The sequence below is a fragment of the Reyranella sp. genome (assembly GCF_004297405.1).
In the GTDB taxonomy this organism is placed as follows: Bacteria; Pseudomonadota; Alphaproteobacteria; order Reyranellales; family Reyranellaceae; genus Reyranella.
The window spans coordinates 117,606-144,281 of record NZ_SCVC01000032.1; the positions used below are offsets into that span (position 1 = coordinate 117,606).

31 protein-coding genes and 1 tRNA gene are annotated in these 26,676 nt (G+C 64.2%); 17 read left to right on the forward strand and 15 right to left on the reverse strand.

The genetic code is table 11. The annotated features are described in order from the left end of the window. Window positions 1-38 precede the first annotated feature (38 nt). The 6 genes from EPO50_RS20600 to mobB are packed head-to-tail and all read left to right on the forward strand — an operon-like array spanning window position 39 to window position 3,008. Window positions 39-203 carry a hypothetical protein gene (locus EPO50_RS20600; RefSeq protein ID WP_296346979.1) on the forward strand — a complete coding sequence of 55 codons (165 nt, stop codon included), beginning with the start codon at window positions 39-41 and terminating at the stop codon, window positions 201-203. Between the two features lie 25 nt (window positions 204-228). Beyond that, window positions 229-741 (forward strand): DUF992 domain-containing protein, encoded by a 513-nt coding sequence (locus EPO50_RS20605; RefSeq protein ID WP_296346980.1) that lies wholly within the window; start codon window positions 229-231, stop codon window positions 739-741. A gap of 55 nt (window positions 742-796) precedes the next feature. Then, complete coding sequence (locus tag EPO50_RS20610) at window positions 797-1,294, forward strand: hypothetical protein (RefSeq protein WP_296346981.1); 498 nt, start codon at window positions 797-799, stop codon at window positions 1,292-1,294. 15 nt (window positions 1,295-1,309) lie between these two features. Continuing rightward, the gene (locus EPO50_RS20615; RefSeq protein ID WP_296346982.1) at window positions 1,310-1,681 is read left to right on the forward strand and encodes a hypothetical protein; all 372 of its coding nucleotides are present in this window, start codon (window positions 1,310-1,312) and stop codon (window positions 1,679-1,681) included. Further along, window positions 1,678-2,517 carry a formate dehydrogenase accessory sulfurtransferase FdhD gene (gene fdhD / locus EPO50_RS20620; protein ID WP_296346983.1) on the forward strand — a complete coding sequence of 280 codons (840 nt, stop codon included), beginning with the start codon at window positions 1,678-1,680 and terminating at the stop codon, window positions 2,515-2,517. Before EPO50_RS20615 ends, fdhD begins: the two co-directional genes overlap by 4 nt. Next, entirely contained in the window at window positions 2,514-3,008 is a 495-nt protein-coding gene (mobB, locus tag EPO50_RS20625) for a molybdopterin-guanine dinucleotide biosynthesis protein B (protein WP_296346984.1), read from the forward strand. Before fdhD ends, mobB begins: the two co-directional genes overlap by 4 nt. On the opposite strand, the gene EPO50_RS20630 is transcribed toward mobB, so the two are convergent. From EPO50_RS20630 to EPO50_RS20640, 3 genes are read right to left on the reverse strand one after another with little or no spacing between them, the layout of a single operon-like run. Beyond that, on the reverse strand, window positions 2,997-3,992 hold the full coding sequence (locus EPO50_RS20630) for a glycosyltransferase (RefSeq protein ID WP_296346986.1): 996 nt from the start codon (window positions 3,990-3,992) through the stop codon (window positions 2,997-2,999). The genes mobB and EPO50_RS20630 overlap by 12 nt on opposite strands. 10 nt (window positions 3,993-4,002) lie before the next feature. After that, window positions 4,003-5,784 carry an IlvD/Edd family dehydratase gene (locus EPO50_RS20635; protein WP_296346988.1) on the reverse strand — a complete coding sequence of 594 codons (1,782 nt, stop codon included), beginning with the start codon at window positions 5,782-5,784 and terminating at the stop codon, window positions 4,003-4,005. Between the two features lie 32 nt (window positions 5,785-5,816). Continuing rightward, window positions 5,817-6,938 (reverse strand): FAD-binding oxidoreductase, encoded by a 1,122-nt coding sequence (locus EPO50_RS20640; protein WP_296346990.1) that lies wholly within the window; start codon window positions 6,936-6,938, stop codon window positions 5,817-5,819. A 209-nt stretch (window positions 6,939-7,147) separates the two neighbouring features. On the opposite strand from EPO50_RS20640, the gene EPO50_RS20645 reads away from it, so the two are divergent. Then, a complete protein-coding gene (locus tag EPO50_RS20645) occupies window positions 7,148-7,738 on the forward strand; it encodes a cysteine hydrolase family protein (protein ID WP_296346992.1) in 591 nt (196 codons plus the stop codon). Between the two features lie 44 nt (window positions 7,739-7,782). Here EPO50_RS20645 and EPO50_RS20650 read toward each other — a convergent pair whose 3' ends face one another. Next, the gene (locus tag EPO50_RS20650; protein ID WP_296346994.1) at window positions 7,783-7,956 is read right to left on the reverse strand and encodes a Flp family type IVb pilin; all 174 of its coding nucleotides are present in this window, start codon (window positions 7,954-7,956) and stop codon (window positions 7,783-7,785) included. Between the two features lie 216 nt (window positions 7,957-8,172). Here EPO50_RS20650 and EPO50_RS20655 point away from each other — a divergent pair, with 216 nt between their 5' ends. After that, window positions 8,173-8,979, forward strand: coding sequence for a universal stress protein (locus tag EPO50_RS20655; RefSeq protein ID WP_296346996.1), 807 nt, complete (start codon window positions 8,173-8,175; stop codon window positions 8,977-8,979). Between the two features lie 48 nt (window positions 8,980-9,027). After that, window positions 9,028-10,536, forward strand: a complete 1,509-nt coding sequence (locus EPO50_RS20660; RefSeq protein ID WP_296346998.1) for a hypothetical protein — start codon at window positions 9,028-9,030, stop codon at window positions 10,534-10,536. On the opposite strand, the gene EPO50_RS20665 is transcribed toward EPO50_RS20660, so the two are convergent. The 4 genes from EPO50_RS20665 to EPO50_RS20680 are packed head-to-tail and all read right to left on the reverse strand — an operon-like array spanning window position 10,537 to window position 13,951. Next, complete coding sequence (locus EPO50_RS20665) at window positions 10,537-11,754, reverse strand: META domain-containing protein (protein WP_296347000.1); 1,218 nt, start codon at window positions 11,752-11,754, stop codon at window positions 10,537-10,539. Continuing rightward, window positions 11,751-12,794 carry an AI-2E family transporter gene (locus EPO50_RS20670; RefSeq protein ID WP_296347002.1) on the reverse strand — a complete coding sequence of 348 codons (1,044 nt, stop codon included), beginning with the start codon at window positions 12,792-12,794 and terminating at the stop codon, window positions 11,751-11,753. Before EPO50_RS20670 ends, EPO50_RS20665 begins: the two co-directional genes overlap by 4 nt. 48 nt (window positions 12,795-12,842) lie before the next feature. Beyond that, window positions 12,843-13,082: a hypothetical protein gene (locus EPO50_RS20675; RefSeq protein WP_296347003.1), complete on the reverse strand. Its 240-nt coding sequence runs from the start codon at window positions 13,080-13,082 to the stop codon at window positions 12,843-12,845. Window positions 13,083-13,129: 47 nt separating this feature from the next. After that, on the reverse strand, window positions 13,130-13,951 hold the full coding sequence (locus EPO50_RS20680) for a hypothetical protein (protein ID WP_296347005.1): 822 nt from the start codon (window positions 13,949-13,951) through the stop codon (window positions 13,130-13,132). A 98-nt stretch (window positions 13,952-14,049) separates the two neighbouring features. Here EPO50_RS20680 and EPO50_RS20685 point away from each other — a divergent pair, with 98 nt between their 5' ends. Beyond that, window positions 14,050-15,132 (forward strand): ROK family protein, encoded by a 1,083-nt coding sequence (locus tag EPO50_RS20685; RefSeq protein WP_296347007.1) that lies wholly within the window; start codon window positions 14,050-14,052, stop codon window positions 15,130-15,132. A 9-nt stretch (window positions 15,133-15,141) separates the two neighbouring features. On the opposite strand, the gene EPO50_RS20690 is transcribed toward EPO50_RS20685, so the two are convergent. Together EPO50_RS20690 and EPO50_RS20695 are read right to left on the reverse strand one after the other, a co-directional pair. Further along, complete coding sequence (locus tag EPO50_RS20690) at window positions 15,142-15,792, reverse strand: Crp/Fnr family transcriptional regulator (protein ID WP_296347009.1); 651 nt, start codon at window positions 15,790-15,792, stop codon at window positions 15,142-15,144. Between the two features lie 633 nt (window positions 15,793-16,425). Further along, entirely contained in the window at window positions 16,426-17,415 is a 990-nt protein-coding gene (locus EPO50_RS20695; RefSeq protein WP_296347011.1) for an alpha/beta fold hydrolase, read from the reverse strand. 83 nt (window positions 17,416-17,498) lie between these two features. On the opposite strand from EPO50_RS20695, the gene EPO50_RS20700 reads away from it, so the two are divergent. Then, window positions 17,499-17,849 (forward strand): response regulator, encoded by a 351-nt coding sequence (locus EPO50_RS20700; RefSeq protein ID WP_296347013.1) that lies wholly within the window; start codon window positions 17,499-17,501, stop codon window positions 17,847-17,849. Here the strand turns inward: EPO50_RS20700 and EPO50_RS20705 are convergent, their stop codons facing one another. Then, window positions 17,850-18,341 (reverse strand): DUF1036 domain-containing protein, encoded by a 492-nt coding sequence (locus EPO50_RS20705; RefSeq protein WP_296347015.1) that lies wholly within the window; start codon window positions 18,339-18,341, stop codon window positions 17,850-17,852. A gap of 77 nt (window positions 18,342-18,418) precedes the next feature. On the opposite strand from EPO50_RS20705, the gene EPO50_RS20710 reads away from it, so the two are divergent. Continuing rightward, a complete protein-coding gene (locus EPO50_RS20710) occupies window positions 18,419-19,393 on the forward strand; it encodes a TAXI family TRAP transporter solute-binding subunit (RefSeq protein WP_296347018.1) in 975 nt (324 codons plus the stop codon). A 67-nt stretch (window positions 19,394-19,460) separates the two neighbouring features. Continuing rightward, complete coding sequence (locus EPO50_RS20715; protein WP_296347020.1) at window positions 19,461-21,473, forward strand: TRAP transporter fused permease subunit; 2,013 nt, start codon at window positions 19,461-19,463, stop codon at window positions 21,471-21,473. Here EPO50_RS20715 and EPO50_RS20720 read toward each other — a convergent pair. Further along, window positions 21,460-22,458 (reverse strand): HlyD family efflux transporter periplasmic adaptor subunit, encoded by a 999-nt coding sequence (locus EPO50_RS20720; protein WP_296347022.1) that lies wholly within the window; start codon window positions 22,456-22,458, stop codon window positions 21,460-21,462. The genes EPO50_RS20715 and EPO50_RS20720 overlap by 14 nt on opposite strands. Before the next feature lie 61 nt (window positions 22,459-22,519). Then, a tRNA-Thr gene (locus tag EPO50_RS20725) sits at window positions 22,520-22,594 on the reverse strand. A gap of 136 nt (window positions 22,595-22,730) precedes the next feature. On the opposite strand from EPO50_RS20725, the gene EPO50_RS20730 reads away from it, so the two are divergent. Together EPO50_RS20730 and EPO50_RS20735 are read left to right on the forward strand one after the other, a co-directional pair. Beyond that, window positions 22,731-23,834, forward strand: a complete 1,104-nt coding sequence (locus tag EPO50_RS20730; protein WP_296347024.1) for an amidohydrolase family protein — start codon at window positions 22,731-22,733, stop codon at window positions 23,832-23,834. Between the two features lie 148 nt (window positions 23,835-23,982). Beyond that, complete coding sequence (locus EPO50_RS20735) at window positions 23,983-24,618, forward strand: OmpA family protein (protein WP_296347026.1); 636 nt, start codon at window positions 23,983-23,985, stop codon at window positions 24,616-24,618. Between the two features lie 56 nt (window positions 24,619-24,674). Here the strand turns inward: EPO50_RS20735 and EPO50_RS20740 are convergent, their stop codons facing one another. Then, the gene (locus tag EPO50_RS20740; protein ID WP_296347027.1) at window positions 24,675-25,043 is read right to left on the reverse strand and encodes a hypothetical protein; all 369 of its coding nucleotides are present in this window, start codon (window positions 25,041-25,043) and stop codon (window positions 24,675-24,677) included. A 22-nt stretch (window positions 25,044-25,065) separates the two neighbouring features. Beyond that, window positions 25,066-25,524, reverse strand: coding sequence for a MarR family transcriptional regulator (locus EPO50_RS20745; protein ID WP_296347029.1), 459 nt, complete (start codon window positions 25,522-25,524; stop codon window positions 25,066-25,068). A gap of 82 nt (window positions 25,525-25,606) precedes the next feature. On the opposite strand from EPO50_RS20745, the gene EPO50_RS20750 reads away from it, so the two are divergent. Next, window positions 25,607-26,272 carry a glutathione S-transferase family protein gene (locus EPO50_RS20750; protein ID WP_296347031.1) on the forward strand — a complete coding sequence of 222 codons (666 nt, stop codon included), beginning with the start codon at window positions 25,607-25,609 and terminating at the stop codon, window positions 26,270-26,272. Between the two features lie 97 nt (window positions 26,273-26,369). Further along, window positions 26,370-26,672 (forward strand): hypothetical protein, encoded by a 303-nt coding sequence (locus EPO50_RS20755; RefSeq protein ID WP_296347033.1) that lies wholly within the window; start codon window positions 26,370-26,372, stop codon window positions 26,670-26,672. The last annotated feature ends 4 nt before the right edge of the window (window positions 26,673-26,676 follow it).

A 26,676-nucleotide genomic window follows, 5' to 3' on the forward strand; every position in this document is an offset into this window, starting at 1 on the left:
ACGGCAACCCGTTTGAAGACCCCAGCGTAGAGGTAATTGTGCCCAACGAGGACGACGCGAAGATTGCGCTTGCCAATCTCATGATCCGGAAGGCGGGGCTGATCCGCACGATCCGGCATGAAATGCAAAAGCAAGGGGTCGTCTACTGGGCTGGCCTCACGGAAATCCTGGAAGCGATCGAGCGCGCGAAGAAACAGGAATAGCGATTCACAACGCAAGGAGTTGAACATGGTCAGATCGATATGGGCGGCAGCCGGCGTGGCGGGATTGCTGGCCGGGACGGCGATGGTCACCCAGGCGCAGTCTCCGGCCGCGCCCGGTACGCCGAGCGCCGCTGGCAAGAGCGGCGCAAATGTCGGTTCACTGACCTGCAATGTGGCCGGCGGCATGGGCTTCATCTTCGGCTCGTCGAAGGACCTCAATTGCCTGTTTGCCCGCACCGACGGTGTCGGTGAGCGCTATACCGGCTCCATCAACCGCTACGGCGTCGATATCGGCTTCACCAAGGACTCGCAGATCGTCTGGCTGGTCTTCGCGCCGGGCAACATCGCCAAGGGCGCCCTGGCGGGCACCTATGCTGGCGCGACGGCGCAGGCTACCGCTGGCGTCGGCGTCGGCGCCAACGTTCTGCTAGGTGGCGGCAGCGGCCAGATCACCCTGCAGCCGGTCAGCGTCGAGGGCAGCACGGGTGTGAACGTGGCGGCAGGTGTCGCCGAGGTCGTGCTGAAGGCCGCGAAGTAGCGGTACCGCAAACCGCGCACTTGCCGGCTGCCCGAAGCTGGGCTCAACTTCAAGCATGCCGAGTGCCGCCGATACTCTGATCGCCCGCCTTCAAGCGGAGTGCACCGCGGCCGAAACCGCGGAGCGCTCCGTGCGGGCCGCCGTCGAGGCCCAGATCAAAGAGGTCGAGCAGGCCCGCGCCTTCGCGTGGCGCCGGTTGAGCGCACTTTCCGACATGGCGCGGATCGCCGCTCTCGAGCCTGATCGGGAAGCTGCGGTCGAGCGCCAGCTCGAAGCCTTGTTCCGCGATATCGGTTGGATCGAAGGGGGCCTGGCTGAACTGGGCGAGGGCGCACGGCCCTTGCTCGACTGGCTACGCCCCATTGCCGAAGCCCTGCATGCGGCTGCGCATCCCGAGCCGTCCGAAAGTGGTGAACCAGCGGAGCCACCGGTCATCGCCGATCCCATTGCGGCATTCCGCGCCTTTGAGGCCTGGTACGCCGCCGAGCGCGGGCAACCCTTCCTGCAGGTCTTCGAGCGCTACGTGCCACCTACGCCTGTGGTCGAGTTTTAGGTTCGGGAGCGGCTCATGAAGACCGACTTCGAACATTGGCTGGCCGCTCAGTTCGGAGAGACCGGACCCTTCACCCTTTTCATCCTGTTGATGAAGATCGGCGCGGATGACGCCGTTCCGTTGAAGTCGAGTTATGCGCACCTGATCGGCGACGACATGACCTGGGCAGAGATGCGCCGCTTGCTCGACAGCGCGGGGACAGCCTGGGATGGCGTGGCCTTCTTCGTCGGATTGGGCCACGCCGGTGGGCCGTTGGTCGATGAGACCGCGCGGCGCAGGTTGCGCGACGTCGAAGCCGATGTGAAAGCCGATCCGCTCACGCTCAACCGCGGACGGTTCTTCGACCGCGAGGGGCGGCACCTCCAGATCGACGAGACCGCGGCATGACGGCGGCCACTTCCAATCCGGGCTCGATCCATCGCCTGGCGCGCCGCCTCACCGCGACGGGTAGCGAAGCGCTGGACGAGATCGTGGCGGAAGAGGTTGCCGTGGCGCTGGTCTACAACGGCATCAGCCATGCCGTGATGATGGCCACGCCCTGCGACCTCGAAGATTTCGCTCGCGGCTTCTCCTTCACCGAACGGATCATCGAGAAGGCATCGGAGATCTTCGACATCGATGTCGAGGACATGCGCGACGGCGCCGGTGCCCGCGGCATCGAGGTACGGCTGGAGATCGCTGCACAACGCATGGCGGGCCTCCAGGAGCGGCGGCGCAGCCTGGCCGGGCGCACCGGCTGTGGCCTGTGCGGCGTCGACAGCCTGGAGGCGGCGCTGCGGCCCGTGCCGGCCGTGCTGGCCCCCGCAACCGTGCGACGCCAGGCGATCGAGCAGGCCATGGCGGATCTGCCGGGCGAGCAGCGGCTCAACCGTTTGAACGGCGCGACCCACGCTGCCGGCTGGGCCAGCGCCACTGGCAAGCTGATCGCGGTGCGCGAGGATGTCGGCCGGCACAATGCCCTCGACAAGCTGGCGGGGGCGTTGATGGCCCGAGCTTCGGCTGGAGCTGCGCCGGAGCCGGGTGGCTTCGTCGTCGTCACCAGCCGCTGCTCCTACGAGATGGTGCAGAAGGCGGCGGCGCTCGGCGCGTCGGCAATCGCCGCGGTTTCAGCGCCAACCTCGCTCGCCATCGAGACGGCCGAGCAGGCGGGGATCGCGCTGGTCGCCTTCGTGCGCGAGGGCCGGCTCACTGCCTACGTCCACGCCGACCGAATCGGCGCATGACCGGCCATCCTGTCTTCGGCGTTACCGGATGGAAGAACGCCGGCAAGACGACACTGGTCGAACGGCTGGTCGCCGAATTCGTGCGCCGGGGGTGGCGCATCGCCACCATCAAGCACGCCCATCACGACGTCGATATCGACCAGCGCGGCACCGATTCCTGGCGGCATCGCGCGGCCGGCGCCGCCGAAGTCGCTGTCGTCGGCGGCTTGCGCTACGCCATCATGCGCGAAACAGCAGAACCAACCCTCCAGGAAGTACTGGGGCGGCTCCAGCCCTGCGACCTCGTGATCATCGAAGGCTACAAGCGCGAGCCGCATCTCAAGATCGAGGTGCGCGCCGATCATACGAAGCCCATGGCGCCGGCCGATCCGAACATTGTGGCCATCGCTGCCGACAGCCAGCCATCGGATGGCACAGGCTTGCCCTGGTTCCGGCGCGACGACATTGCCGCCATCGCCGATTTCATTGCCGGCCGGATATCAGACCAATAGGCTTCGCAGTAACAGGAGCCACGACATCGGCGCCTTGGCACGTGCCGCCTGCATGCGGAGCAGCATGCGCCGATACTGCCGGTCACCCAGCGCGGAGATGAAGCGCTCGCGGTCGCGCTCCATCGCGGCCAGCATGCGGTCGAGCATCACCGCATGGGTATTGCCCCAGTTGCGGCTCGACAGATGCAGGCGCCCGCCCAGCACGGGGTTGTCGGCCGCGCCGTTGCGGCCATGCAGACGATAGGAATAGAGCGGTTCATCGATCAGCAGCGAGCCCGCCACCATCTGGGCCATGACGACGATGTAGAAATCCATATGCAGGCGGAACGTTTCGTCGTCGTCGGGGAAGACCAGATCGATCAGCGAGCGCCGGAACATCATCGACGACGTGCTAACCCATACCCAGTGCACGACACGCTTGGTGTATAGCCGGTAGGGCGTCTGCTTCTGCCAGTTGGCGGTTCCGTTCGCCGTGTCGATGCGCGGCACCCGGGCAGGGTCGATCGGCGCAAAGGACTGGTCGCGATCAACCCAGGAACGCTCATGGCCGAACCAATAGACGCAGCCCGCGATCAGCGCCCCCTGTCCGTCGATCAGCCGCGCGTTGCAGGCTGTGAAACCGGTGGCAAAGGTCTCATTCAGATGCGCCGCGAGATGGCGTTCGAGGAAATCCTCGTTCCACAGATCGTCCGAGTCGAGAAAGCAGACGAAGGTCGCGCGGGTCTCTGCAAGCCCGCGCCGCGTAGCGCCGGTCTGGCCTACATTCTTCTCCAGGCGAACGAGCCGGAAGCGTGAATCGGCAAGCTCGTCGAGCGTCTGCTGCACGACCGCGGCGGAGTCGTCGGTCGAAGCATCGTCGACGATGACGCACTCGAAGTCGCGCAACGTCTGGCGCGCCACCGAACGGACAGCATCGCCGATATAGTCACGGCAGTTGTAGCAGGTGACGACGACGGAGATGCGGGGGAGCTTGACGTCGCTCACGTGAAACCGATCACTTGGCTGCCGTGGAAGAGGGCGCTGGCCCGAGGAAGTCGAAATCGACGCCTTCGTCCGCCTGCAACACGGTCCTGTGGAACAGGCCGGTGTACCCGCGCTCACTGCCGGGATGCGGCGGGGGCGCCTTCCAGGTCCTGCGTCTTGCCGCCAGCTCCTTGGCGCTGACCAGCAACTCGATCTTGCGCTTCGGCACGTCGAGCGTGATGCGGTCACCGGTCTTCACCAGCGCCAGCGGACCACCGACGGCGGCCTCCGGCGCGATGTGCAGCACGATCGTGCCGAAAGCTGTGCCGCTCATGCGGGCATCGGAAATGCGGATCATGTCCTTCACGCCGGCGCGGGCGAGCTTCATCGGAATGGGGAAGGAGCCTGCCTCGGGCATGCCAGGGGCACCCTTCGGACCAGCATTGCGCAGGACCAAAATATCGTCGGCCTTTACGTCGAGCTTGGGATCGTCACCGCGAGCGGCGAGGTCTTCGAGCGAGTCGAACACGACGGCGCGGCCGGTATGGGTCATCAAAGCGGGCGAAGCTGCCGCGTGTTTGATGACGGCGCCGCGGGGCGCGAGGTTGCCACGCAGCACGGCCATCCCGCCTGTCGGCTTGATCGGGTCCTTCGGAGTCCGGATCACGGTCTGACCAGGCACCATTTCGGCAGCGTCGATCACCTGCTTCAGCGTCTCGCTGGCGACCGTGCGGCACTTCTCGTCGAGATGCGTGCGAATCTCGCGCATCAGCCGCGAATTGCCGCCGGCCCAGTGAAAATGCTCCATGTAGTGATCGCCGGAGGGCTTCAGGTCGACCAGCACCGGCACCTTGCGGCCGATCGCGTCGAATTCCTCCAGCTCGATCTCGATGCCCAGCCGCCGCGCGACCGCGGTGAGGTGGACGAGAGCATTGGTCGAACCGCCGATGGCCTGCAGCACGGTCAAGGCGTTGCGAAAAGCCCCCTTGGTCATGATCTCGCTGGGTTTGGGTCCCTGCTTGATCGCCATTTCGGCAGCGAGCTTTCCGCTCGCTTCGGCGACCCTCAAACGGTCGGAGTGGGTGGCGGGGATCGAGCCGCTGCCCGGCAGACCCATGCCGAGGGTTTCGACGATGCAGCCCATGGTGCTGGCCGTGCCCATCACCATGCAGGTGCCTTTGGTCGGCGCCAGCCGCTCGCTTACCTGCTCGATATCCTGTTCGGAGAAGGTGCCCGCGCGGTACTGGCCCCACAGGCGGCGGCAGTCAGTACAGGCGCCTAGCACCTCGCCCTTGAAGTGGCCGACCAGCATCGGCCCGACCGGCAGCACGACGGCCGGCCGGTCGGCACTGGCGGCGGCCATGAGCTGGGCTGGCAAGGTCTTGTCGCAGCCGCCGATCAGCACCACCGAATCCATCGGCTGCGCGCGGATCATCTCCTCTGTGTCCATCGCCATGAGGTTGCGTAGAAACATGCTCGTCGGATGCGAGAAACTCTCGTGGATCGACACGGTCGGAAAGACCATGGGCAGGGCGCCGGCCAGCATGACGCCGCGCTTCACCGCCTCGATCAGGTCGGGCACGTTGCCATGGCAGGGATTGTAGTCGCTGAACGTGTTGGTGATGCCGACGATCGGCCGGTCCAGCGCATCGTCGGAATAGCCGCCTGCCTTGATGAAAGCCTTGCGCAGAAACAGCGAAAAGCCTGCATCGCCGTAGGTCGCCAAGCCTTGCCGCAACCCGGTCGGCTTCTTCGAGGCGGCGCGTGCGGAACCGTTTCCGCGCTTCGGCGCGCGTCGCTTGGCGGTGGCCATTTCGATCTGTCTCCCTCGTTCAGCCTATTTTGTCAGGTCGGCCCATCACCCACCAGACCGGCGGCCCATTTGGCATGCGCCGCGGCGTCGCGACCACCAGCAATCGTGCGGGCAAGTTCGAGGCCCATCACGGCGCCGAACTTGAAACCGTGGCCCGAGCAGGGCGACATCACCCAGCCGCGCGCGCCATGCTTCTCGACGACGAAGCGCTCGTCATCGGTGACGCTGTAGAAGCAGACCTTGAGCTGCTCGATGCGCCAGCGCTCGAAGCCCTTCAACAGACTGCGACAGCGCTCGAGCAGAGGCCGCATCTCGCCTTCGCTGGCCTCCCGCGGCGCATCGGGATCGCCCGCGCGGCTGAACTCGTGATCGCCGATCTTCATGCCGCGGCCCTCGGCAGGGGGTACGAGATAGAGGCCGACATCGCCGGTCTTCTCGATGACCATCGGTCCCTTGGCCCATGCGGCACGCTGGTCGTCCGGCAGGTCGAAATAGATCACGATCTGACGGGAGGGTACGACACGGCCAGCCAGGGTCGGCAGCAAACGCGGCAACCAGGCTCCAGCGGCGACCACGACGGTATCGGCCGTATGCTTGGCGCCTGTGGCCGTGGTCACGCTGCCGCGTTCGAGATCGACATCGCGCACTGCGGTGTTCGCATGGAGTCGCACACGGGGCTGGCCGCTGAGGTGGCGGACGAGGCCGGCCACGATGTCCTGGGCGAACAGCACACCTCCGGTATCCAGCCAGAAGGCGCGTTCGACCCCTTTGGTATCGAGCAGGGGAAAGCGGCGCGGCAGATCGCCGACCGGTATCTCGGTCATCGACCTGCCAATACCGGCCAGCACCGTGGCAGAACGTTCGGCCCAGTTCGCGCCATTGCCGTTCAGCGCCAAGGTTCCGGTCGGTGCGTAGAAACGTTGGCCAAGGTCACCCCAGAGCAGATCCCAGGCCGCGAATGCCTCGTCGATCATGCGCGCGTAGCCGGCGTGATCGCCGTAGGGATGGCGGATGAGCCGATGCTGATCCACCGACGATGCGAGTGGATTGGGTAACGGTCCCTGCTCGAACAGGTCGACTTCATGCCCTTCACGAGCCAGACCCCAGGCAGTGCTGAGGCCCATGATACCGCCGCCGACAATGATCGTTTTCATAACGCCTGAACCAAATAGGATTGGGATGCGTATAGAGTCCTGTCGATCACCGTTAGCGGATAAGCTCGCCGACGACCTCTAGCATCCAACATTGGCCAAATTTGCACGAAATGACGTTCAGGTCTGCCTTCCCAATTTGAAAATTGTATTGCCTTAGGCGTTGATGTCGTCGAGGTTTACACAACCGTAGAGTAGTAGAGGGGGTAAACATGGCAATGACCATGCTGCAAATGTCGGGTGTGCAACCTGCGCCGGCCACGACGGCCGATGGCGTTCTGCTGATTATCGATGCGCAAAGAGAATATACGGACGGCCTACTGCCGCTCGCCGGTGTCCAGCCAGCCGTCGAGGCATTGGCCGTTCTATTGGAAAAGGCCCGAGCAGCAGGCACTCCGGTGGTCCATGTTCGTCACCAATCGAAGGGCAAGGCGTTCAACCCGTCGTCGACCGGCTACGAGATCGTGAAGGAACTGACACCGCGGACCGGAGAAACAATCATCGACAAGGGATTGCCCAATTCTTTCGCTGGCACCGATCTCGCCAAGCATCTGACGGCGCTCGGTCGCAAGAACCTGCTGGTGGGTGGCTTCATGACCCACATGTGCGTTTCCGCGACGGTACGGTCCGCGACTGACCATGGATACATGTGCACTATTGCCGCCGACACGGTCGCGACGCGCGACCTGCCCGATGCCATGGGCAACGGCACGGTGACGGCTGACGCGCTCAACAAGATCACGCTCGCGGCGCTGTCCGACCGCTTTGCCTGGATCGTTCCGGCGGCCACGAAGATCGTCTGACGCGAAAGAGGCGGCGTCGGCAGGCTGCCGGCGCCGCAAGTCGATCAGGTCGCGCTGATCGACTGAGGGATGGCTGTGGTCCTGGGCTGATCGACCTTGTTGCCGACGTGGCTCATGGCGACGATGGCGGCGACGGCAATCAGCGAGGCGATGAGCGTATATTCGACGGCGCTAACGCCCTCTTCGCTCTTCACCAGGCGGCTGAAAATGCGCAACAAGCGAATCTCCACGGGAAGAAAGTTTTCTTTGTCCCGCGTCGGGCGCGATCGTGCCGAACGCGGGAAGGGCCGATATGCGCCCTACTTCGATGAATAGGCTGTCGACGACAGGATATTGACGCCAAACCCTGTTTCAACGCAGGAATTGTAACAACTTCATCGCCGCGCGCGCGGCGGCGTAGCTCGTGCTATCGTTCCTCAACAGGGAGGCGTGTCATGAAATCAATTCTGACAATGGCCTGGACGGCCGAAGATCCGTCCGCTTTTGATCTGGCTGCCAAGATTGCGCGTACCTTCGGGGCGCGTCTGATTGGTCTCGAACCGCCGTCCTATGGCGTGATGAGTATGGCCTGGGCGGATGCAGGCATGGGGGCGCCGATCGGCGGTGGTCTCGCCGAAGACGCCGAGGAACGTCAGCGCGTCGCCGCGGTGAAACAGGCGTTCGACCAGCGTGCGGCTGGCCTTACGTCTGAATGGCGGACAGCCGACGACAGTGGTCCGACGGCGATCGGTACGATCGGCCGTGCTTACGACCTGATCGTCCTGCCGCAGCCCGGCGCCTTGCCCAAGATGCCGGAGAGCGTGTTCGAGACGGCGTTGTTCGACTCAGGCAGGCCGATCCTCGTGGTGCCGCCGGGCGTCACCGGCATGGTCGGCAAGCGAATCCTCTTCGCCTGGAACGGCTCGACGGAAAGTGCGCGGGCGATCTCGCTCGCCATGCCGGTCATGGCCGGCGCCGAGGCGATCGAGGTGCTGAGCGTCGAGGGGGCGATGGTGCCGGGACCGACCTCGGCGGAAATCGCAGAGTCGCTGAAGAGCCACGGCCTGAACGTCACGAGCCAGCATGTGAAGCCCGGTGCGAAATCGGCCGGTCAGACGATCATCGACCGGGCCCAGGCGCTGGGTGCGGACCTGATCGTGAAGGGTGCCTATACCCAGAGCCGTCTCCGCCAGATGATCTTTGGCGGCGTCACCCGCGATCTCATCCTGACGTCGCCATTACCGGTGCTCTTTTCCTACTGACAATCCGCCGCCGGTGCCTTGCCCGGCGGCCATGCTAGAAACCGCCGCATGACGGCAGGCCCGACCAGGACCGATTTGAAGCGCAACTGGCGCGCGATCGCTGCCGCCGTGATCCTGGGAGCAGTGTTCGCCGTCGGCCTCCTCTGGCCGCTGTATGAAAGCGCGACGACGGCCGGACCGACGGTCGGTGAGAAGTTGATCGCCTTGCGTACAGATCGCGCCGCTCTGCAGGCGCGCGCGGATGGTGTTGCGCGGGTCGAGCTTCTCCACGCCCTTCGTGTCGCCAGCCAGCTCACCGACACGCTCATCGCCCGTGACGAGGGCCATCGAGAGCGCGCCTTCGAGCGACTGCCGGAGCGCCGGCGTCAGTCCTTCGCCGAACTCGATGCGCTGAATGCAGCCCTGCGTGACGCTTTGGAGCGACCGGGCGAGGGTGCACGCTTGGCTGTCGGGCAGGTGGCTGTACAGGCCATGAGTGAGATCGAGCGTTTCGCCGCGGCCGGCGATGGTCCTGTCGTGCTTTCCTATACTCCACGCTTCGTGCCGCCACGCCATGCCACGGCCGAGCTCAGCCTGCCGCCGGGTCAGTCGGTGCCGCCGCTGACAGATGGCACGCTGCGCCTCGATCAATCCCGGGGTCGGGGCGAGGGCAGCACGCAGCCAACGGTGCCCCGCTATGTGCCGCCGTTCGCAGCACCCGGTGGCGAGGATCCACCGGTCGAGGTCGAAGTCGTCGGGCTGCATCTGGCGACAGGCCGCAGCGCGGCACCGATACTGACGATCGGCGCTTGGCGCGGTGAGGCGACCGTCACGCCGGAGCGTTTGCGCTTTTCCGTGCCGCGGAGTGTCTTTCCGACCGATGCCGCGCGAACGCGCTTCACGACAGGCTCGCTGGCGCTCCGCCATGCATCGCGCGCGGTGACGTTCCAGCTTCTCTTCACGGTGCTGCCCGACCGGCCCGGTTCCTTCGCGTTCGACCAGAGGATCCGCACGACCGAACTCGAGACCAACACGCAGGTCTCACCGGAGATTCTGGCGCGTGCACCGGCGGGAGAGACGCGGACCGTGCGGCGTTGCTTCGATCCGCCACCAGGGTGGCGTTTCGACAGCGAGAAGCGGCGCGTCGTCATCGTCGAGCGGCTGGGGTGGGTGGACGATACGCCCGACGAGACCATGAACGCCGGCGCCGTGGAGTTCGTCACGCCGGAGTCGCCCGACCAGATCTGCCTCGCCGTGATCGCCCGGCCGGTCAACAAGGAAGCGCGTACCGCCACGATCGGCCGCTTCGAAACCACCCTCGTGCGCGACAAGCCGGTCGAGAGTGTCGTCCAGAGCGGGATTCGTGCACTGGACTGGCACGAACCCGCGCGCCTCGCGATCGAGCCTGGCATGACGGAATGGAAACTCTACCTCCGCCTGCTCGACGAGATAGACCGCGAGTACGGCGGCAAGGCGGATGCCGGGGCGCCGCCGTCCGGAATCCCCTTCCTGCGCATCACGATCGAGGATGATGGCCGCATGCTGGTCCTGCAGGCCGATCCGACGGCGGGTCCCTAGCTAGCGGCTGCGCGCCTCGAAGCGCAGGCGGCGCTTGCCGGTCGCATCGTTGAGATCGAGCACCGTGCTCGCGATTTGGGCTGAGCGCACGGCGTCGAGTGCGTCGATGAAACGCCTCTCCATAGTCAGGGCGGGAGGCGGGCAGGCCATCAGGGTCATCGGGCCGGGAACGAAGCGCAGTCCGTCGGGATTGAGTTCATAGGTACCACCGAGGCTATTGCAGCCGGTCGACCCTGAGAAACGACCCTCGTCATCGAGGCGCAACTGGGGACGCCGCCGCCAGTCGTCGAAGCTCACCTTCTCGCCGTCGATCTCGATCAGGCGCCATTCGGTGTCACGCAAGGCAGCACCCCGTGGTGCAGGGGACGGGCACGCGCCATCGGGCTTCAAACTCAGAAACTCTTCGATCTCGACTCCGTTGCGATCGATGAACTTGCCGACCACCTCGACATAGAGGGACGCCTCGCGCGACGGCGTCGCCTGCACCCAGGCCCGCTCGAGATCAGGCTCGGCGCCACCTGGAACCACACCGTAGGTGCGGCCGGTGAAGCATTCGGCGAACAGGCCACCGTCCTGAGCATCGCGATACATGCCGCTCAAACGGAACTTGCCGTCGATCAGGTCCGGCGTCGTGGCCTGTGTGAGTTCGACCCCCTTGTCGTCGATCAGCTTGCCTCCCCCGACTTCCCGGAAAGCGCGCCGTGTGGCGTCGCTGCCGCGAAGTACGAGGCGAACGCCGCCATCCACCTCCTGCGCCCATTGTCCGAGGTCGAGGACCGGTTCGGCTGTATTTTCGCGCTTTTCGCGCAGGCGGAACGTGCCGTCGGGAAACAGGGTAAGCGTGGTGTTCGGGCCTGCGAACGTGCGCGGCGGCTCGCCGGGCCGGCCGGCGGCATGGCAGCGCATCGAACGGCCGGCCGCCGTGAGGGTCGCCTCTCGCGCGCGACCGCGCAGCTCATAATAGCCGTCGGTGTAGAGGAAGCCGGTGTTGGTGTTTTGACGCGGCAGCTCGATGTCGGGCTGACCCGGCATGCGCAAGGTGGCGAGATCGCCATCGTTGGTGAAATGGGCGGCAAAATCGGGGCCGCCCGGGCAGATATACATCACATCCAGGCCGGGTGGTGGGCTCGGAAAGGGCTGTGGCGCCGGAGGCGTCGTGCCTGTTTGCGCCAAGGCAGGGGCGGCAACCAGCAGAAGGAGGAGTGCCAGGGCCTTCATTGGCTCGACTCCGGGATGCGACCGTCGGCCGACAATAGCACGGCGACAGGTCGTGTGGTTTCGAATTGCGCCAGGACGATCAACGCCACCACCATGATGGGGACACACAGGAACATGCCAACAACGCCCCAGATGGTGCCCCACAAGACGAGGGAGACGATCACGACCAGCGGCGAAAGGTTGAGCGAACGGCCCATGATCGCCGGTTCGATGACGTTGGCCGTTACCACCTGGATGGTGCCGAACACGAACAGCACGATCAGGAACGGCGTCAGATGGTCGAACTGCACCAGGGTCAACAGAGCGGGCGCGATGATCGCCAGGATCGAGCCGACGGTGGGGATGTAGTAGAAAAAGAACACCATCACCGCCCAGAAGCCCGCGAAGTCGACGCCGACCGACGACATCACGACATAGGCCAACGCCGAGGTCACCGTCGCGAGCGTCGTCTTGATACGGATGTAGATGCGAATCTCGCGGTCAATGCGGTCGAGCACGGCCCGCACACGCGCTTCCTGGCCGTCGCCGTGGAAGACAGCGGCAAGCTTGCGCCGGAAGTACATCTGCTCGACGAACAGGAACAGCGTGTAGATCAGGATCAGACCGGCGACACTCACGACCGAAGCGGCGGCAGCGGCGACGCTGCCCAACGTATCGGCAAGGCTCACGCGGGCGAACAGCTCTGAAAGGGTCGGCGTCTGCTCCAGGCCAATCAATTGCGCGCCCTGCTCGATCAGGTGCGTCAACCGGCTCTCGTAATTCGGGACAGCTTCCACGACGGCGCTGACGTTGCGGCCGATGGTGCGCCCGACGATCCCGAACAGGCCGCCGATGATCAGCACCGCGGCGAGCAGCGCCAGCGGTTGCGGCAGGCGAAAGCGGCCAAAGCGCGGCTGGCTGAAAGTGTCGGCCAGGGCGTCGATCATGTACCAGAGCACAATTCCCAGCACGATCGGCAGCAGCAAGCCGCGGCCCGAGACCAACAGGAAGATGGTTGCAGCGACCACAATCGCCCACAGGGCAGCACGTTGCAGCGTCATGAGTGCACTATAGGCATCGGAGATGAATCTTGGGAGGTGGCGGCCGTTCTAGCCGCGCACGGAAGCAAGGGCCGCCTGGCCGAGCGGCGTCAGCTCGACATTATGCTCGCCCCAGTCGCCGCCCTTCTGGCAAACGAAGCCCTCGGCACGTGCATCTTCCCAGACCGGAAAGCGCGGGCAGGAGCTTTGCCAAGCCTCCAGCACGTCCTCACGGCTTCGTGGCCGGGCGGCCACCCATTCGAGGAACTGCACCATGATCAGGCTTGGAGCGATCGACGTGGCAGGCATGGCGCCATTCTATCGCCGTTGGCGGAGCTGGAAAACAGGGGCCGCTTTCACTGAAAGCCGCAGCTCTGCGCGCTGACGCCGACCGTCGCCCACCGGCTGCCCTCGCGATGGCAACCGTTCAGCCAAGCTCCCGTGAAGACCTGGCCGTCGGCGCCTACCCATTTGCCGTATCCGTTGGCGACATCGTTCGACCAATCGCCATCGTAGCGCGTGCCGTTGTTCCAGACGCGCAGGCCGCGGCCCTGCATCTTGCCGTTGACGAAATCGCCTTCGTAACGTCCACCGTCGGCAAACAGCAGTGTGCCACGGCCGGTCCGCTGGTTGTCGCGAAACTCGCCGATGTAGCGGTTGCCGTTAGGCCACACATAGGCGCCCTGGCCGTTTGGGCGGCCCTCGCGGAAGGGGCCAGTATAGCGACCGCCGCCGGGAAAGACGTAGGTTCCGCGGCCGTCCCGTTCTCCAGCCTTGAACTCGCCCTCATAGCGCGCACGATTGGCGTAAGTGATCTTGCCGGTGCCTTCGTAGAGCCCGTCCTTCATCTCGCCTTCGTAACGCTCTGTCGGTTTGCCGTCCCGAAGCCATTGCAGCACGCCCTTGCCTTGCGCCAGGCCATGCTCGCATTCGCCCGACCAGGTGATGCCAACATTCGGTTCGGCGTTCATGTTCACCACGGCACAGCCGGTCGTCGGATCCTTGATCTCGTCGCTGGCACCGGACGTGCCCGGCGCGGGCGGCGCACCGGGAAAGGTACGCGGCGGCAAAGTGCTGCCGGGAATGCCGATTTCCGGGGCCGGGCGAGAGTTCTGCGCCGCGGCTGACGAGGCGACGGCGAGCGACAGCAGGATCGTTCGGAGGAAGGTGCTGATCACACCGGCATTGTACCAGAGATCGTTGCCAAGGAACTCCGGCGGCCGTGTTTCGTTCTTATCCTGCTGCGGCCTGCATCGCCGCGAGGGAAGGTGATCACGTGGACAGCCGGCAGCTTGACGACCAGGAAAATGACTCAGAGGTTGGTGCCGTACTCGGCCATGGCGCACGTGTTTTGCCGGCTGTGACGGTCGATACCTACAACGAGGAACTGCGCGATTCGGAAGGCTTTGTCGGTGATCGCGCCAGTGGGCGCGCCTTCCGGGCAATCCTCGACGACTGGCGCGACCGCGTCGTGAGCGCGCTGGGTGAAGACCCGTTCGGCGATACGCCGACCGACGAGATCTCGAAATCCAAGCTCGACAAGGCTTTGAGCGGCGACGAAACCGTTGCGGCGGGTCTCGTGCACACCGCCGTCGAGGAATTCGCCCACGAGTTGGCCACGGTGGTGCGCCGCTTCCTGCGCCTCAAGGATTGGCACGGCACGGAGCGCATCGTGATCGGCGGTGGCTTGAGCTCAAGCCACATCGGCCAGCTCGCCATGGGCCGAGCACAGATCATCCTCGCCGGCGAAAGCGCCACCGTCGAACTGCGTCCCATCTCCAATCATCCTGACGAGGCGGGCCTGATCGGCGCTGTCCAGCTCGCGCCGAGTTGGATGCTTGCCGGCCACGATGCCATCGCCGCCGTCGACATCGGCGGCACGAACATCAGAGTTGGTATCGTCGAACTCAAGATGCGCAAGGGCGACGTCTCTAAAGCCGCCGTATGGAAATCGCAGCATTGGCGACACCGTGACGACGAACCGAGTCGCGAGGAAGCCATCCAGCGGTTGGCGGAGATGGTGACCGATCTGATGGAGCGCGCGATCGACGCAAAGCTCAAGGTCGCGCCCTTTGTCGGTATCGGCTGTCCAGGCCTGATCGACGAGCGTGGCATAATCCTGAACGGCGGACAGAATCTGCCTGGGAATTGGGAGGAGGAGGGCTTCCGGCTCGACGCCGCTTTGGCGGGGAAACTGCCACGCATAGACAGTCACCAACCGACGGTGCTGTTGCACAACGATGCCGTGGTCCAGGGCTTGAGCGAAGTGCCGAACATGGAGGATGTCGAGCGGTGGGGAGTCCTCACGATCGGCACCGGCCTCGGCAATGCGCGCTTTACCAACCGGCCGAAAGAGTGAGCCTTCGGGTTAGAAGCCGGCCTCGCTGACGATTCGCTGCGTCTTCTCGCGCAGTACACCGACGCATTCGCAGGCGCTGCGCTCGAGCCCGGCACGATCGAGAATGGCGATCTTGCCGCGCTGATACCGGATCAGACCAGTCTGCTGTAGTTCGTAGGCAATCAGGCTCACCGTCGGGCGGCGAACGGCGAGCATCTGGGCCAGAAAATCATGCGTTAGCCGGATGACGTCCTCGCCAACGCGATCCTGCACCTGCACGATCCAGCGGCACAGACGGCGCTCCGCCGTGTGAAGAGCGTTGCAGGCCGCGGTCTGCTGCATCTGCGCCAACATCAGCTCGCCGCCGAGTAGCGCTGTCTTGCGCAGGATCGCGCTCTGTTCGATGACGCTGCGGAAGTCAGCGACCGACAGGCGCCATGCCGTCGCATCGATTTGGACAATTGCCCGTGCCGTGGCGCGGTGAGGGCCGAATGCCGCTAGGGCGCCGAGAATGGCTTCGCGCCCCAATGTAACTGTCTCGATGGCCGCGCCATCCTGCATGGCGGCGACGAGAGAGATCATGCCGCTTTCGACGAAATAGACATGTTCAACACGCTGCTCCGGCTCCTGCAGCACCAATCCGTGGGGCAAGCGATGGAAGGAGAGCAGACCTTTGAGCATTGTCTGCTCAGTCGCCGGTAATGCCGCGAGGAAAAGGTTCTTAGAATCAAGGACAGACGTCACTACGGCAGTTTCCTCGTTCGCTGGGGCACCGCAGTGACTCTCGCGCGTACTCTGTTGGACAACTTTTGCAACCACGCGACTGTATGTCGTTGATCGAGGCTTGGTCGGTTCCGTAGCGAACACTGGGCGAGGGGCATGTCTTGGGTTCATTGGGACGGTCCATCGTCAGTCGGAACAAAAAGGAGGGAGGATCAGAACGGCAGAGAACGTCCATGCGGTAGCCGGCGCCCCAGCCGATCCCGTTTCACGGGAGCAACTGGCGATGCTTCCGCAACCTTCTCCCTGGTGTCGTTACCGGTCAGGGCAGCCTGTGCATGGCGTCGTCCCAACGCAGTGAGCCTGGGACCGGCTGGGCCATCATGCAGCAGGCCGAGCAACTCCAGGCGCAACCGATGGGCAGAAGGCAGCTTCACGGCCTGTCCTACGGACAGAGCCCGCAGGAGACGCTGCTCCTCTCCGCTGATCCGCATCTGTGCGGTCGGCATTCGTCTTGGCTCCTCGGTAGTGGTTCAGCCAAAACAACGTGCCCTTTGAAGCCGAGTTCCCTTCCGGAAGAAGCGTTTTGGGGCTCTAATCGCCTGCGATGGCTCGCCAGGCGTCGGTAACGACTTTCTGGCCACGGGCGTCCTGAACGAGGGCGAAATGCTGAACGCCGTCCACAGCCATGATAACGACTTGTGGGTTGGCGGTAGCCATCTTTCGGGCGCGCGGATGTGCCGGCGACACCTCGTCATCCGGCAGAGCCACGATAGTGGTCGGACGATTGATTCGTGCCGCCGCTTCCGGCCATGTCCCGTCGACGTGGAGGCTCATGCGCATCCGATACGTGTAAGCTGGCGAACAGCGTGCATCGGGCTGGCAGGGCCGTGCGTATCGAGCAACCACCAAATCTTGGAACCAAGGCAGGCCGAGCCATTCGAGGGTGCGTAAAGCGAGAATGCGCGGCTTGGCGATGGCCACCCACGCGTTGCCGCTACTGGGCGACAGAGCCGTGTCGCGGGGAATAAACGGCGTCAGCGCGAGATAGGAGTCGAACAGATCGCGGTTTGGACCGCTGGCGATACGTAGCGCGAATCCTCCGCCAACCGAAAAACCGGCCAGCGTCAGGTGCGTGCCGGGTCCTTGGAGGCCAGTGGCCTGTAGAAAGTCTTTCAGATCGTCGTCGAGCTGCCCGACATAGGAGACATCACCGTTGCGCGTGCCGCTGCCGCCATGGCCGCGCAGATCCAGGGAGTAGACCGTCGCGCCGGCGCGACGCAGCGTTTCGGCCTCGTCGTGCACATCGTAACTGGTGCCCGTCGAGCCATGGATCAGGACGACGATTCGCCCTTCCTGGCCGGGATAGAGACGATAAGCGAGCGGCGCACCGTCGCGCGCTGTTACGATGTTGAGCGTTGGTACCCAAGCCAACGGGAAATCCGGGGGTGCCGGAGCCCGGGCGCTGGCGGGACTGAGCTGCTGGGGTGAGCTGAACGCGACCGCAGCGGCGAGTGTCATCAAGCCGCCGGCGGCGACTCCGGCGGCCACGAAGAAGACTCGTTGAATCCACCATGCAGCCACTATCCCACTATGCCCGTTATAGGGGTGTCGTTGCCACAAAACCCTGGAAAGGTAGGGGATTGAGTAGTTTGGAAGGACGTACCGTGCTGGTCGTCGAAGACGATCCGGCAATTGGCCTGGACCTGCGGATGGCATTGACCCGTGTCGGCGCCGTCATCGTCGGGCCGGCGGGTTCAGTGGCGGCAGCCTTCGCCGCCTTGGCCGACCAGGCGGTGGACGCCGCCATTCTCGACATCCGCCTGAAGAACAATGAGCTGGTCTTTGCCGTGGCCGATGCCCTGGCAGCCCTTCGCATCCCTTTTGTCTTCGCCTCCGGACGCTCGGCAGCTCTGATGCCGCTCAAGCACAGCGACCGGCCTTTCTTCGACAAGCCATTTCAGTCTGCGGAAGTGGTCGAAGCCCTGAGCCAGCTCGTCAATCCATCCCGGGCATAGTCAGGGGTGGAAGACGTGCGTCCAAGACGTCCGTTCGTTGCCCATGTTTACCTGCGTGAACATGCGGCGCTCGTAGCCCGACCCGCATGTATCGGAGCGGATGGTGAAGGCCTGGGGGCTGATGCAGAGCGGTACCGTACCGTTCCATTCCCGGCCGGACCGTTTGTCTCGCGCATAGACAAGGTAGGAGAGGTATCTGAGAGGGGCTTGCCATAGCATCGTGCAAGCGCCGGGCGGGAGCTTGTACCACCCCTCCGAAATGATGATCCGCTGGCCGTTTTCGGTGGCACCGGTGTTCACGGCTTTGGCCACTTCGATTTCGCTGGCGGTCTGGTTGCAGACCTGGAAGCCGGGCGGTCCGGGCCGGCGTTGCTGTGCGGCTGCCTCGGTTGCACCGCCCAAGGCCGCCAAAGCCAACAGAATTGCAGCGATTCTCATGATCTCCCCCGCGATCTGCCGGCGATCCTGCGACGGCATGGCTTTCTGGCGCAACGACTGAATGTTGCCTCGTTGCCACAGTCGTGGTTTGGTCCGCCCCCATTGGGGAGTTGGGCAAACAGGAGGAAATAGTGAAACGACGCCAATTCATCGCCGCCGGCACGACCGCCGGCGCGCTGGGCCTTACCGCTGGATGGGCACTTCCCGCCGCGGCGCAGGCGCAGTTCTCGATCGCCACCGGCACCACGGGCGCCGTCTACTATCCGCTAGGCGGGGCGATGGCGAACATCCTGAGCAAGAAGGTGCCAGGCTGGGCGGTTACCGCCGAAGCGACGGCGGGCTCGGTCGCCAACATGCACATGATTCGCGACGGCAAGGCGCAGATGGCGCTGACCCAGTGCGATACCGCCTACGATGCCATCAAGGGCCTCGACAAGTTCAAGGACAAGCCCGTCGACTCGCGGACGCTCTGCGTCGTCTACCCGAACCTGGTGCACTTCGTGACCATGGAGGGTACCGGCATCAACAAGCTCTCCGACATCAAGGGCAAGCGCATCTCGACCAGCGCGCCGGTCAGCGGCTCCGAAGTCATGGCGTTGCGCATCATCGAGGAACTCGGCCTCAAGCTCTCCGACATCAAGCGTGAGCGCCTGTCGCCGGCCGAGAGCACCAACGCCATGAAGGACGGTAAGCTCGACGGCTACTTCTTCAACGGCGGCCCGCCGGTCGCGGCGATCACCGACTTGGCGGCCACGCAGGGCATCAAGATCAAGCTGATCCCGACGGCCGACCTGGTGCCCGCCCTGAACAAAAAGTACGGCCCGGTCTTCGCCGCGAGCGAGATCAAGGCCAAGGCCTATCCCCATCAGGATGCCGCGGTGCCCGTCATCGCCATCTGGAACATCCTGATCGTGCCGGCCTCGATGAAGGACGATCAGGCCTACACGATCATCAAGACCCTGTGGGACAACCACGGCGACCTCGTGGCCACCCACAAGGCGTCGACCGACATGACGCCCGAGAATCAGAAGACGGCCAATTCGTCGGTGCCGTTCCATCCGGGCGCGATCAAGTTCTTCAACGAGAAGGGCATCAAGCTCTCGTAACGCGATCGACAATGAACGGGGCTCCCGATGCCATGGGAGCCCCGTTTCCATTTGGGGTGGGGGCGACATGACGGTCCAGGCCGAGCTGCTGAGCGACGAGGAACGACGCAAAGTCGAGGAACTCATCGAGCAGGAAGATGGGGCAATCCACAAGTTCGTGGGCTGGTGGGGCAAGGTCCTCACCTTCATCGCCTTCCTGATGACCCTGTTCCACCTTTATGCGGCAGCTTCGACCGTCGACACGCAGTCTCTGCGTGAGATCCATGTCGCCTTTGCGCTGTCGCTAGTCTTCTTGCTGTTCCCGGCGGTGAAGAGCTGGCGCAACAGGATCGCTCCCTGGGATATCGTGGCTGCCGGCCTGGTGATCGTCGTCATCTGGTACATGATGACGGGCGGCACCTGGACCGATCTCAGCGCGTCCGACGACTTCCTCGACCGTTATGTCTCGCCCACGCCCACCGACCTGATCATCGGCGGCCTGCTGATCCTGCTGGTGCTGGAATCGACGCGGCGCGCCACCGGCTGGATCATGCCGATACTGTCGATGCTGTTCCTGGCCTATGCGCTGTGGGGCAACTACCTGCCGGCTCCGTGGACGCACAAGGGCTATCCGCTGTCCGACATGATCGCCGAGCTCTACATGACGCTGAACGGCATCTTCGGTTCGGCGATCGACGTTTCGGCGACGCTGATCGTGCTGTTCACCATCTTCGGCGCGATCCTGCAGGCGTCCGGCGCCGGGCGCTTCTTCATCGACTTTTCGCTGCGTGCCATGAAAGGCCAGCCGAACGCGGCAGGCCGCGCGGTCGTGCTTTCCTCCTTCCTGCTGGGCGGCCCCTCGGGCTCTGGTGTCGCCACCACGGTCACCATCGGCACGGTGGCGTGGCCGATCATGAAAGAGGCGGGCTACGGAAAATCGGCGGCGGGCGGCCTGTTGGCCGCGGGCGGCCTCGGCGCCATCCTGTCGCCGCCGGTGTTGGGCGCTGCTGCCTTCCTGATCGCTGAGTATCTGAAGATGTCGTACCTCGACATCGTTCGGATGGCCCTCATCCCGACCTGCCTCTACTACTTCGGTCTGCTGGTGATGACCGAGATCGATGCACGCAAGTATGGCCTGCGCGCCGTCGATCCGGCCATCGACATGACCATGGGCCAGCTTCTGACCCGCTACGGCTTCCATTTCACGTCGCTGATCTCCGTCGTCGTCCTGATGATATGGGGCTTCTCGGCGACCTATGCGGTGTTCTGGTCGATCCTGCTGGCCATCCTGGTGAGCTACCTGCGCAGCGATACGGCACTGTGGCCGGGCAAGCTGTTCCGCGCCCTTGCCGACGGTTCCATCCAGGCGCTGGGCGTCGCGGCCACTTGCGCTTGCGCCGGCATCATCGTCGGCGTCATCACCAAGACCGGTCTGGCGCTCAAGTTCTCGTCGATCGTGATCGATCTCGCCGGCGGTTCGGTCTTCTGGACGGCGCTCTACACGGCACTGATCGTCTGGGTCGTCGGCCTCGCCGTGCCTGTGACGGCGTCCTACATCATGTGCGCCGTGATCGCGGCGCCGGCGCTGATCAAGCTCGGCATCCCGGATTATGCCGCGCACATGTTTATTTTCTACTACGCGGTCCTTTCGGAAGTGTCGCCGCCGACGGCGCTGGCACCGTTCGCGGCCGCCACGCTCACCCGCGCCGACCCCTACGTCACCACTCTGCAGAGCTGGAAATACGCACTGCCGGCCTTCCTGGTACCGTTCATCTTCGTGCTCGACCCGATCGGTATCGGCCTCCTGCTGGAAGTACCGAAGGACATGAGCTGGGCCTGGATTCCCTGGGTCACTGTGGGCGCCGCCGGTGGCATCCTGGCGCTCGCGATCGCGGCCCAAGGCCATCTGTGGCGGCCGCTCAGCCTCGGAACACGCGTGGTCGCGGCTCTGGCGGGAATTGCGCTGACATTTCCGGAGATTGTCGACGATTGGGTCGGCGGTATGGTCATCGCCCGCCTGCTCGGTCTGATCGTTCTGGCGGGCGTTATCGCCTACGAATATGCCGGCTCACGCCGGGGCATCGCCTCTACTCGAAGGTGACACGAGCTTCGCGGCCGAGCATCAGCGGCATGCCCGACGGATTGTCGGGTTTGATCTCGACCTCGACCAGGCGGGTGTTCTGCTCACCGAGGTCGGCTTCGGAGCGCTTGCTCCGCTTGATCGTGAGCGGCGTGCGGACGATCGTTCCGATATGCGCGGTCCGGCTGCCCTGGAAGGTGAACTCGACCTTGCCGCCCAGCTTGAGGCTACGAAGGTGGATCTCGTCGACGTCGGCGAAGATGCGGATCTGGCTGAGGTCGACGATCTTGGCGATGCCCTTGTAGGGGAAGATGCGCTCACCGGCGCGCGTGTAGATATCGACCACGACGCCGTCGAGCGGTGACCGCACCAGCGAGGATTCACGCTCGAGCTTCGCTGCATCGAGCCGCGCCTTGATGATGGTGATTTCCGATTCGATCTGGGCCAAGTCGGCGGCCAGCACGTCCTTCAGGAACTTGAGCTTGGCCTGCTCGCGTTCGAGGCCCTGCTGGGCGATCGTCGACTGGAGCTGCTTCTGGTCGGGCGGCGCGCTCGACCGCGACAGCTCGAGGTCCTTGAGGCGGCTCTCTTCCGAGGCGGCCTTCACCGACACTTCCTGCTGGGCGATCTCCGAGGTGCGATACCCCGAAACCATCGTCTCGCGCTGCTGCTTAGCCTTGGTGAGTTCGGCTTCGCGCCGCCGTACATCGATGTCGGCCGTGGCGTAGTTGTTGAGCACGGCGACGATCTGGTCGCGTTTGACCTCCTGGCTTTCGACGATCTTGAGCTCGACCACCACGTCGCCGCCCATCGGATCGCCGGCGATCACCGCCGTTCCGGCAGGCGCTTCGGTATAACCACGCGAAATCAGCGGGCCGATCACCTCAGCCTTGTTCTGGGCGTTGCCGATCTGGCCTTCGGACAGCCCCGTCAGCACGACGGCGCCAATCGCGGCGGCGAGAATCGCTACCACCCCGACCCATGCGAATTTGTTGGTCTGCGCCATCTCGGATTTGCTTTCCACACCCTTAGAAAGCCCGCTTCCCTCGACTAGGGCAAGGGTGCGCTGGTGCTGCCGGACAGGATTGAACTGTCGACCTCTCCCTTACCAAGGGAGTGCTCTACCACTGAGCTACGGCAGCGTGCGGGGCGGGGTATGCCACAGCACTGAAGGCCATTCAACCGCTGCCGCCGACCGAAACGGGCGTCGCGCGGCGGCTTGCCGCGCCGCTCGGCCTCTGCCTACCATTTTGCCAACGAACACAGGAGGAACCCCCCATGGAATGGCGCCCTATTTCTGCTGATTCGCACATCACAGAACCGCCCAATTGTTATATCGACCACATCGACCCGGCCTGGCGCGAGAGGGCGCCGCGCATCATCCACAAGGAAGGCATGGGTGATATTTACATCGTCGACGGCATGAAAACGCCCGTGCCGATGGGACTTGTCGCAGCGGCTGGCGTGGAGCCCAAGGACATCCGGATCGGCGGTGCGAAATTCGACGATCTCCATCGCAGCGGCTGGGATCCCAGCACACGTATTGCCGACCAGGAGCGCGACGGCGTTGCCGCCGAGATCATCTATCCAACGGTCGGCATGTTGATCTGCAACCATCCCGACTTCGATTACAAGAAAGCCTGCTTCGACGCCTACAACCGCTGGCTCCAGACCTATTGTGCGCATGCCCCCGATCGCCTGGTGGGGCTCGGCCAGACGGCAATGCGAACGGTCAAGGAAGGCATCGCCGATCTGGAGCGCATCAAGGCGATGGGATTTCGCGGCGTCATGATGCCGGGCAACCCCGGTGAGCACGACTATGACCACGATGCCTACGATCCGTTCTGGGAGGCTGCTGTCGCGCTCGAGATGCCGCTGTCGTTCCACATCCTGACATCGAGCGGCGACAACTCGCTGGTGAAACCACGCGGCCCCAAGATCAACGGCTTCCTCTCGATCATCCGCGGCTGCCAGGACATCATGGGAATGCTGGTCTACAGCGGAGTCTTCGAACGTCATCCTAAGCTGCGCGTGGTTTGCGTCGAGGCCGATGCCGGCTGGGCGCCACACTTCATGTATCGCATGGACCACGCCTACAAGCGGCACCGCTACTGGATGAAGGGCAAGGAACTGGCACGTCTGCCGTCGGAATATTTCCGCGACCACATCGCGCTCACCTTCCAGGACGATTGGACGGCGTTCCAGTTTGCCGATCACATGGCGCCCAACCAGCTCATGTGGGCGAACGACTTCCCGCACAGCGATTCGACTTGGCCGTGGAGTCAGGACGTCATTGCCGAGCAGACATCCCACCTGACGCCGGAGCTGAAGAAGCGGATTCTCCGGGACAACGTCGCTGAACTCTACAAGCTCACGGCATAAGATCCCTGCGCTCAAAACAACGTTGTGTTCTGAGCGTATGAAATTTCACTAAATGCGAACAAATACCTGCAACAACGACTTGTAGTTGCAGGCACCATGCGCATCACCCATGATCTCCTTGGCTATCGTAGCCAAGGGGAGAAGGACGATGCTGAGAAAACTGATGGCAGTTGCCACGGCTGCCTTCCTGCTGAGTGCCTGTGACGAGCCCCAGACTGCCACGACGGTGCCGCCGCCAGCGGCCGTCGCGCCGCCATCGTACATGGTATTCTTCGATTGGGATCGCTCGAACCTGTCGGCGCAGGCATTGAATACGATCCAGCAAGCAGCCACGACCTACAAGTCGAGGTCGAGTGCACGCATCACGGCAACCGGCCACACGGATACATCAGGTTCGGAGCAGTACAACATGGCGCTGTCGCTGCGCCGCGCCAACAGCGTGAAGGCTGCGTTGGTAAAGGAAGGTGTGCCGGCGGCGGCGATCTCCGTGGTCGGCCGTGGCGAACGGGGGCTGCTGGTGCAGACCGGTGACAATGTTCGCGAGCCGCAGAACCGCCGCGTCGAAATCGTCATCGACGGGCCGTCAATGGCGGCAAGCCCCATGGATGATGCCGCCTATTGCAGGGCGCTGGCTGCCAAGTGGCGTAGCTACGACCGCACGGACGCTTCTGGCCCGGGCCCGCAGGCGATCGCCAAGTGCGATGCCGGTGACTATGCGGCGGGTATTCCGACGCTGGTGAAGCTATTGACGGACGCCAGGGTTCCGCTGCCGCCGCGCGCCTGAATTCGCCACGCATTCGATAAAAGGCGGCCCTGGTGGCCGCCTTTTTTTGATGTGCACTATTCTGCCTTGGAGGGCCGCGCGGGGAGCCGCGCCCAACGCTCGGGCTGCAGTTCGCGATACTCGATCCAGGGGCCGGTCTCGGCAAAGCCGGGATCGAGCCGGCCGACGTCGCTCACCCAGTAGCCGAGCGAGCGCCGGTTTTCGTCGAAGCGCCAGGTGCCGACGACGATCTCATCGGCGACATGCCCAGCGAGTCCGGGGCAGAAGAGCAGCAGGGGACCTTCGTCCTTCGGCGCGCTGGCCATCGGCTGCCACGTGGCGGCCAGGGCCTGCCGCAAGCGCTCGATTTCGGCCGCGGCCTGCCATCTCGCATCGCTTTCGTGTTCGTGGCATTGCGCCCGCAGCTCTTCGACGATGTCCTTCATCTTCGCCCGATATCCCCGTTCATCACGAAGCCTGCCGACTGTAGAGCCGACCAAGCAGATCGGCCAGCGTCGCCGCTTCCACCGAAGAGAGATGCCGGCCGACCGCATCCTCGATGGCGGCGGCATATACGGGCCACATCCGTTTCCGTATCGCTTTGCCTTCCCGGGTGATCGTCAGGACCTGGCCGCGGCCATCTTCCGCGCTTGCTGCGCGGGTGACATAGCCCGCTGCCGCCAGGCGATCGATCAGGCGCGAGAGATTGTATTGGGCGAAGAGCATCTCGCGCTGCAGTTCGAAGGGACGCAACCCGGCCGGCCCGGCGCGCTCCAGCTCGAGCAGGGCGTCGTACCAGGCAAGCGCAGGCAGCCCTGCCTCCTTGAGGCGCGCTTCGACGGTGGTTTGCGCGGCTCGATGGGCGCGCTCCAGGCGAGCCCAGGCGCGTACTACCGACTCGGACGGCGAGGAGGAAGGGGGAGGCATGAGCACAGATTATAGATAAATGCAGGTGCATCAACATTGACGGACGAAGATGTCGAACCTATTTAGATGCAACTGCATATTTATGGAGACCGCCATGCTGACCCTGGTTTCTTTCGATCTCTGTCCCTATGTGCAGCGTGCAGCGATTGCGCTCGCCGAGAAGGGCGTGCCGTTCGAGCGTCGTGACGTCGATCTCGACCTCAAGCCTGATTGGTTCAAGGCAATGTCGCCGCTGGGCATGGTACCGCTCCTGCAGGTCGGCAATGAGGTGCTGTTCGAAAGCACCGTCATCGTCGAGTACCTGGAAGATACCCAGGCGCCGCCACTGCATCCGGCCGACCCGCTGGCTCGCGCCCGCCATCGCGCCTGGATGGAGGTCGGCTCCTCGATCCTTGCCGATATCTGGACGATCGAGACGACGCCCGATCGCGCGGCCTTCGACGCCAAGATCGTTGCGCTGCGCGACAAGTTCCAGCGCCTGGAAGCCGAGCTCGGTGACGGCCCCTATTTCGGCGGCCAGCATTTCGGCCTGGTCGACGCGGTGTTCGCGCCAGCCTTTCGCTACTTCGACGTGTTCGATCGTTTCATCGATCTCGGCGTCTTCAATGGTCTTGCCAAAGTCCAGGTCTGGCGGCGAGCGCTGGCGGCGCGGCCCTCGGTGAAGAACGCTGTCGTCACTGACTATGAAGCGAGGCTGGAAGCCTTTCTGCGCAGCCAGTCGTCGTGGCTCGCGAGCCGGATGGGATGAGAGCGCGCTTTTTCCCCGAAGGCGGCTTGTGCTGGACGCCGCGCGGTGCCAGCATCTTCCTGATCACTGTATATCGTTGATGACCGAGGAGACGCCTATGGAGGTGGATGGCCTTGTCACGGCGTTGGAACGGATCGAACACGCCGCCCGCGACTTCATGCATCCAGCCGGCAAGCCCGATGCGCCGACGGCACTCCTGCATGTCCTGACCGAATGCAGCCGGACTCTCGGCCATCCCTATGGCATCGATCCCGGCCTGGATGACGTGCGCAACGAAGCGTCGCGTCACTGCGCAGCCGTGCAGGAAAATCTCGCAGCGGTGCTGGAGGAGGTCCGCCAGCTCCACCTTACGGTGAGTGAATTGCTGCCGTCACTGGTCCGGATCGCCGATCGCGAGTGAGCCG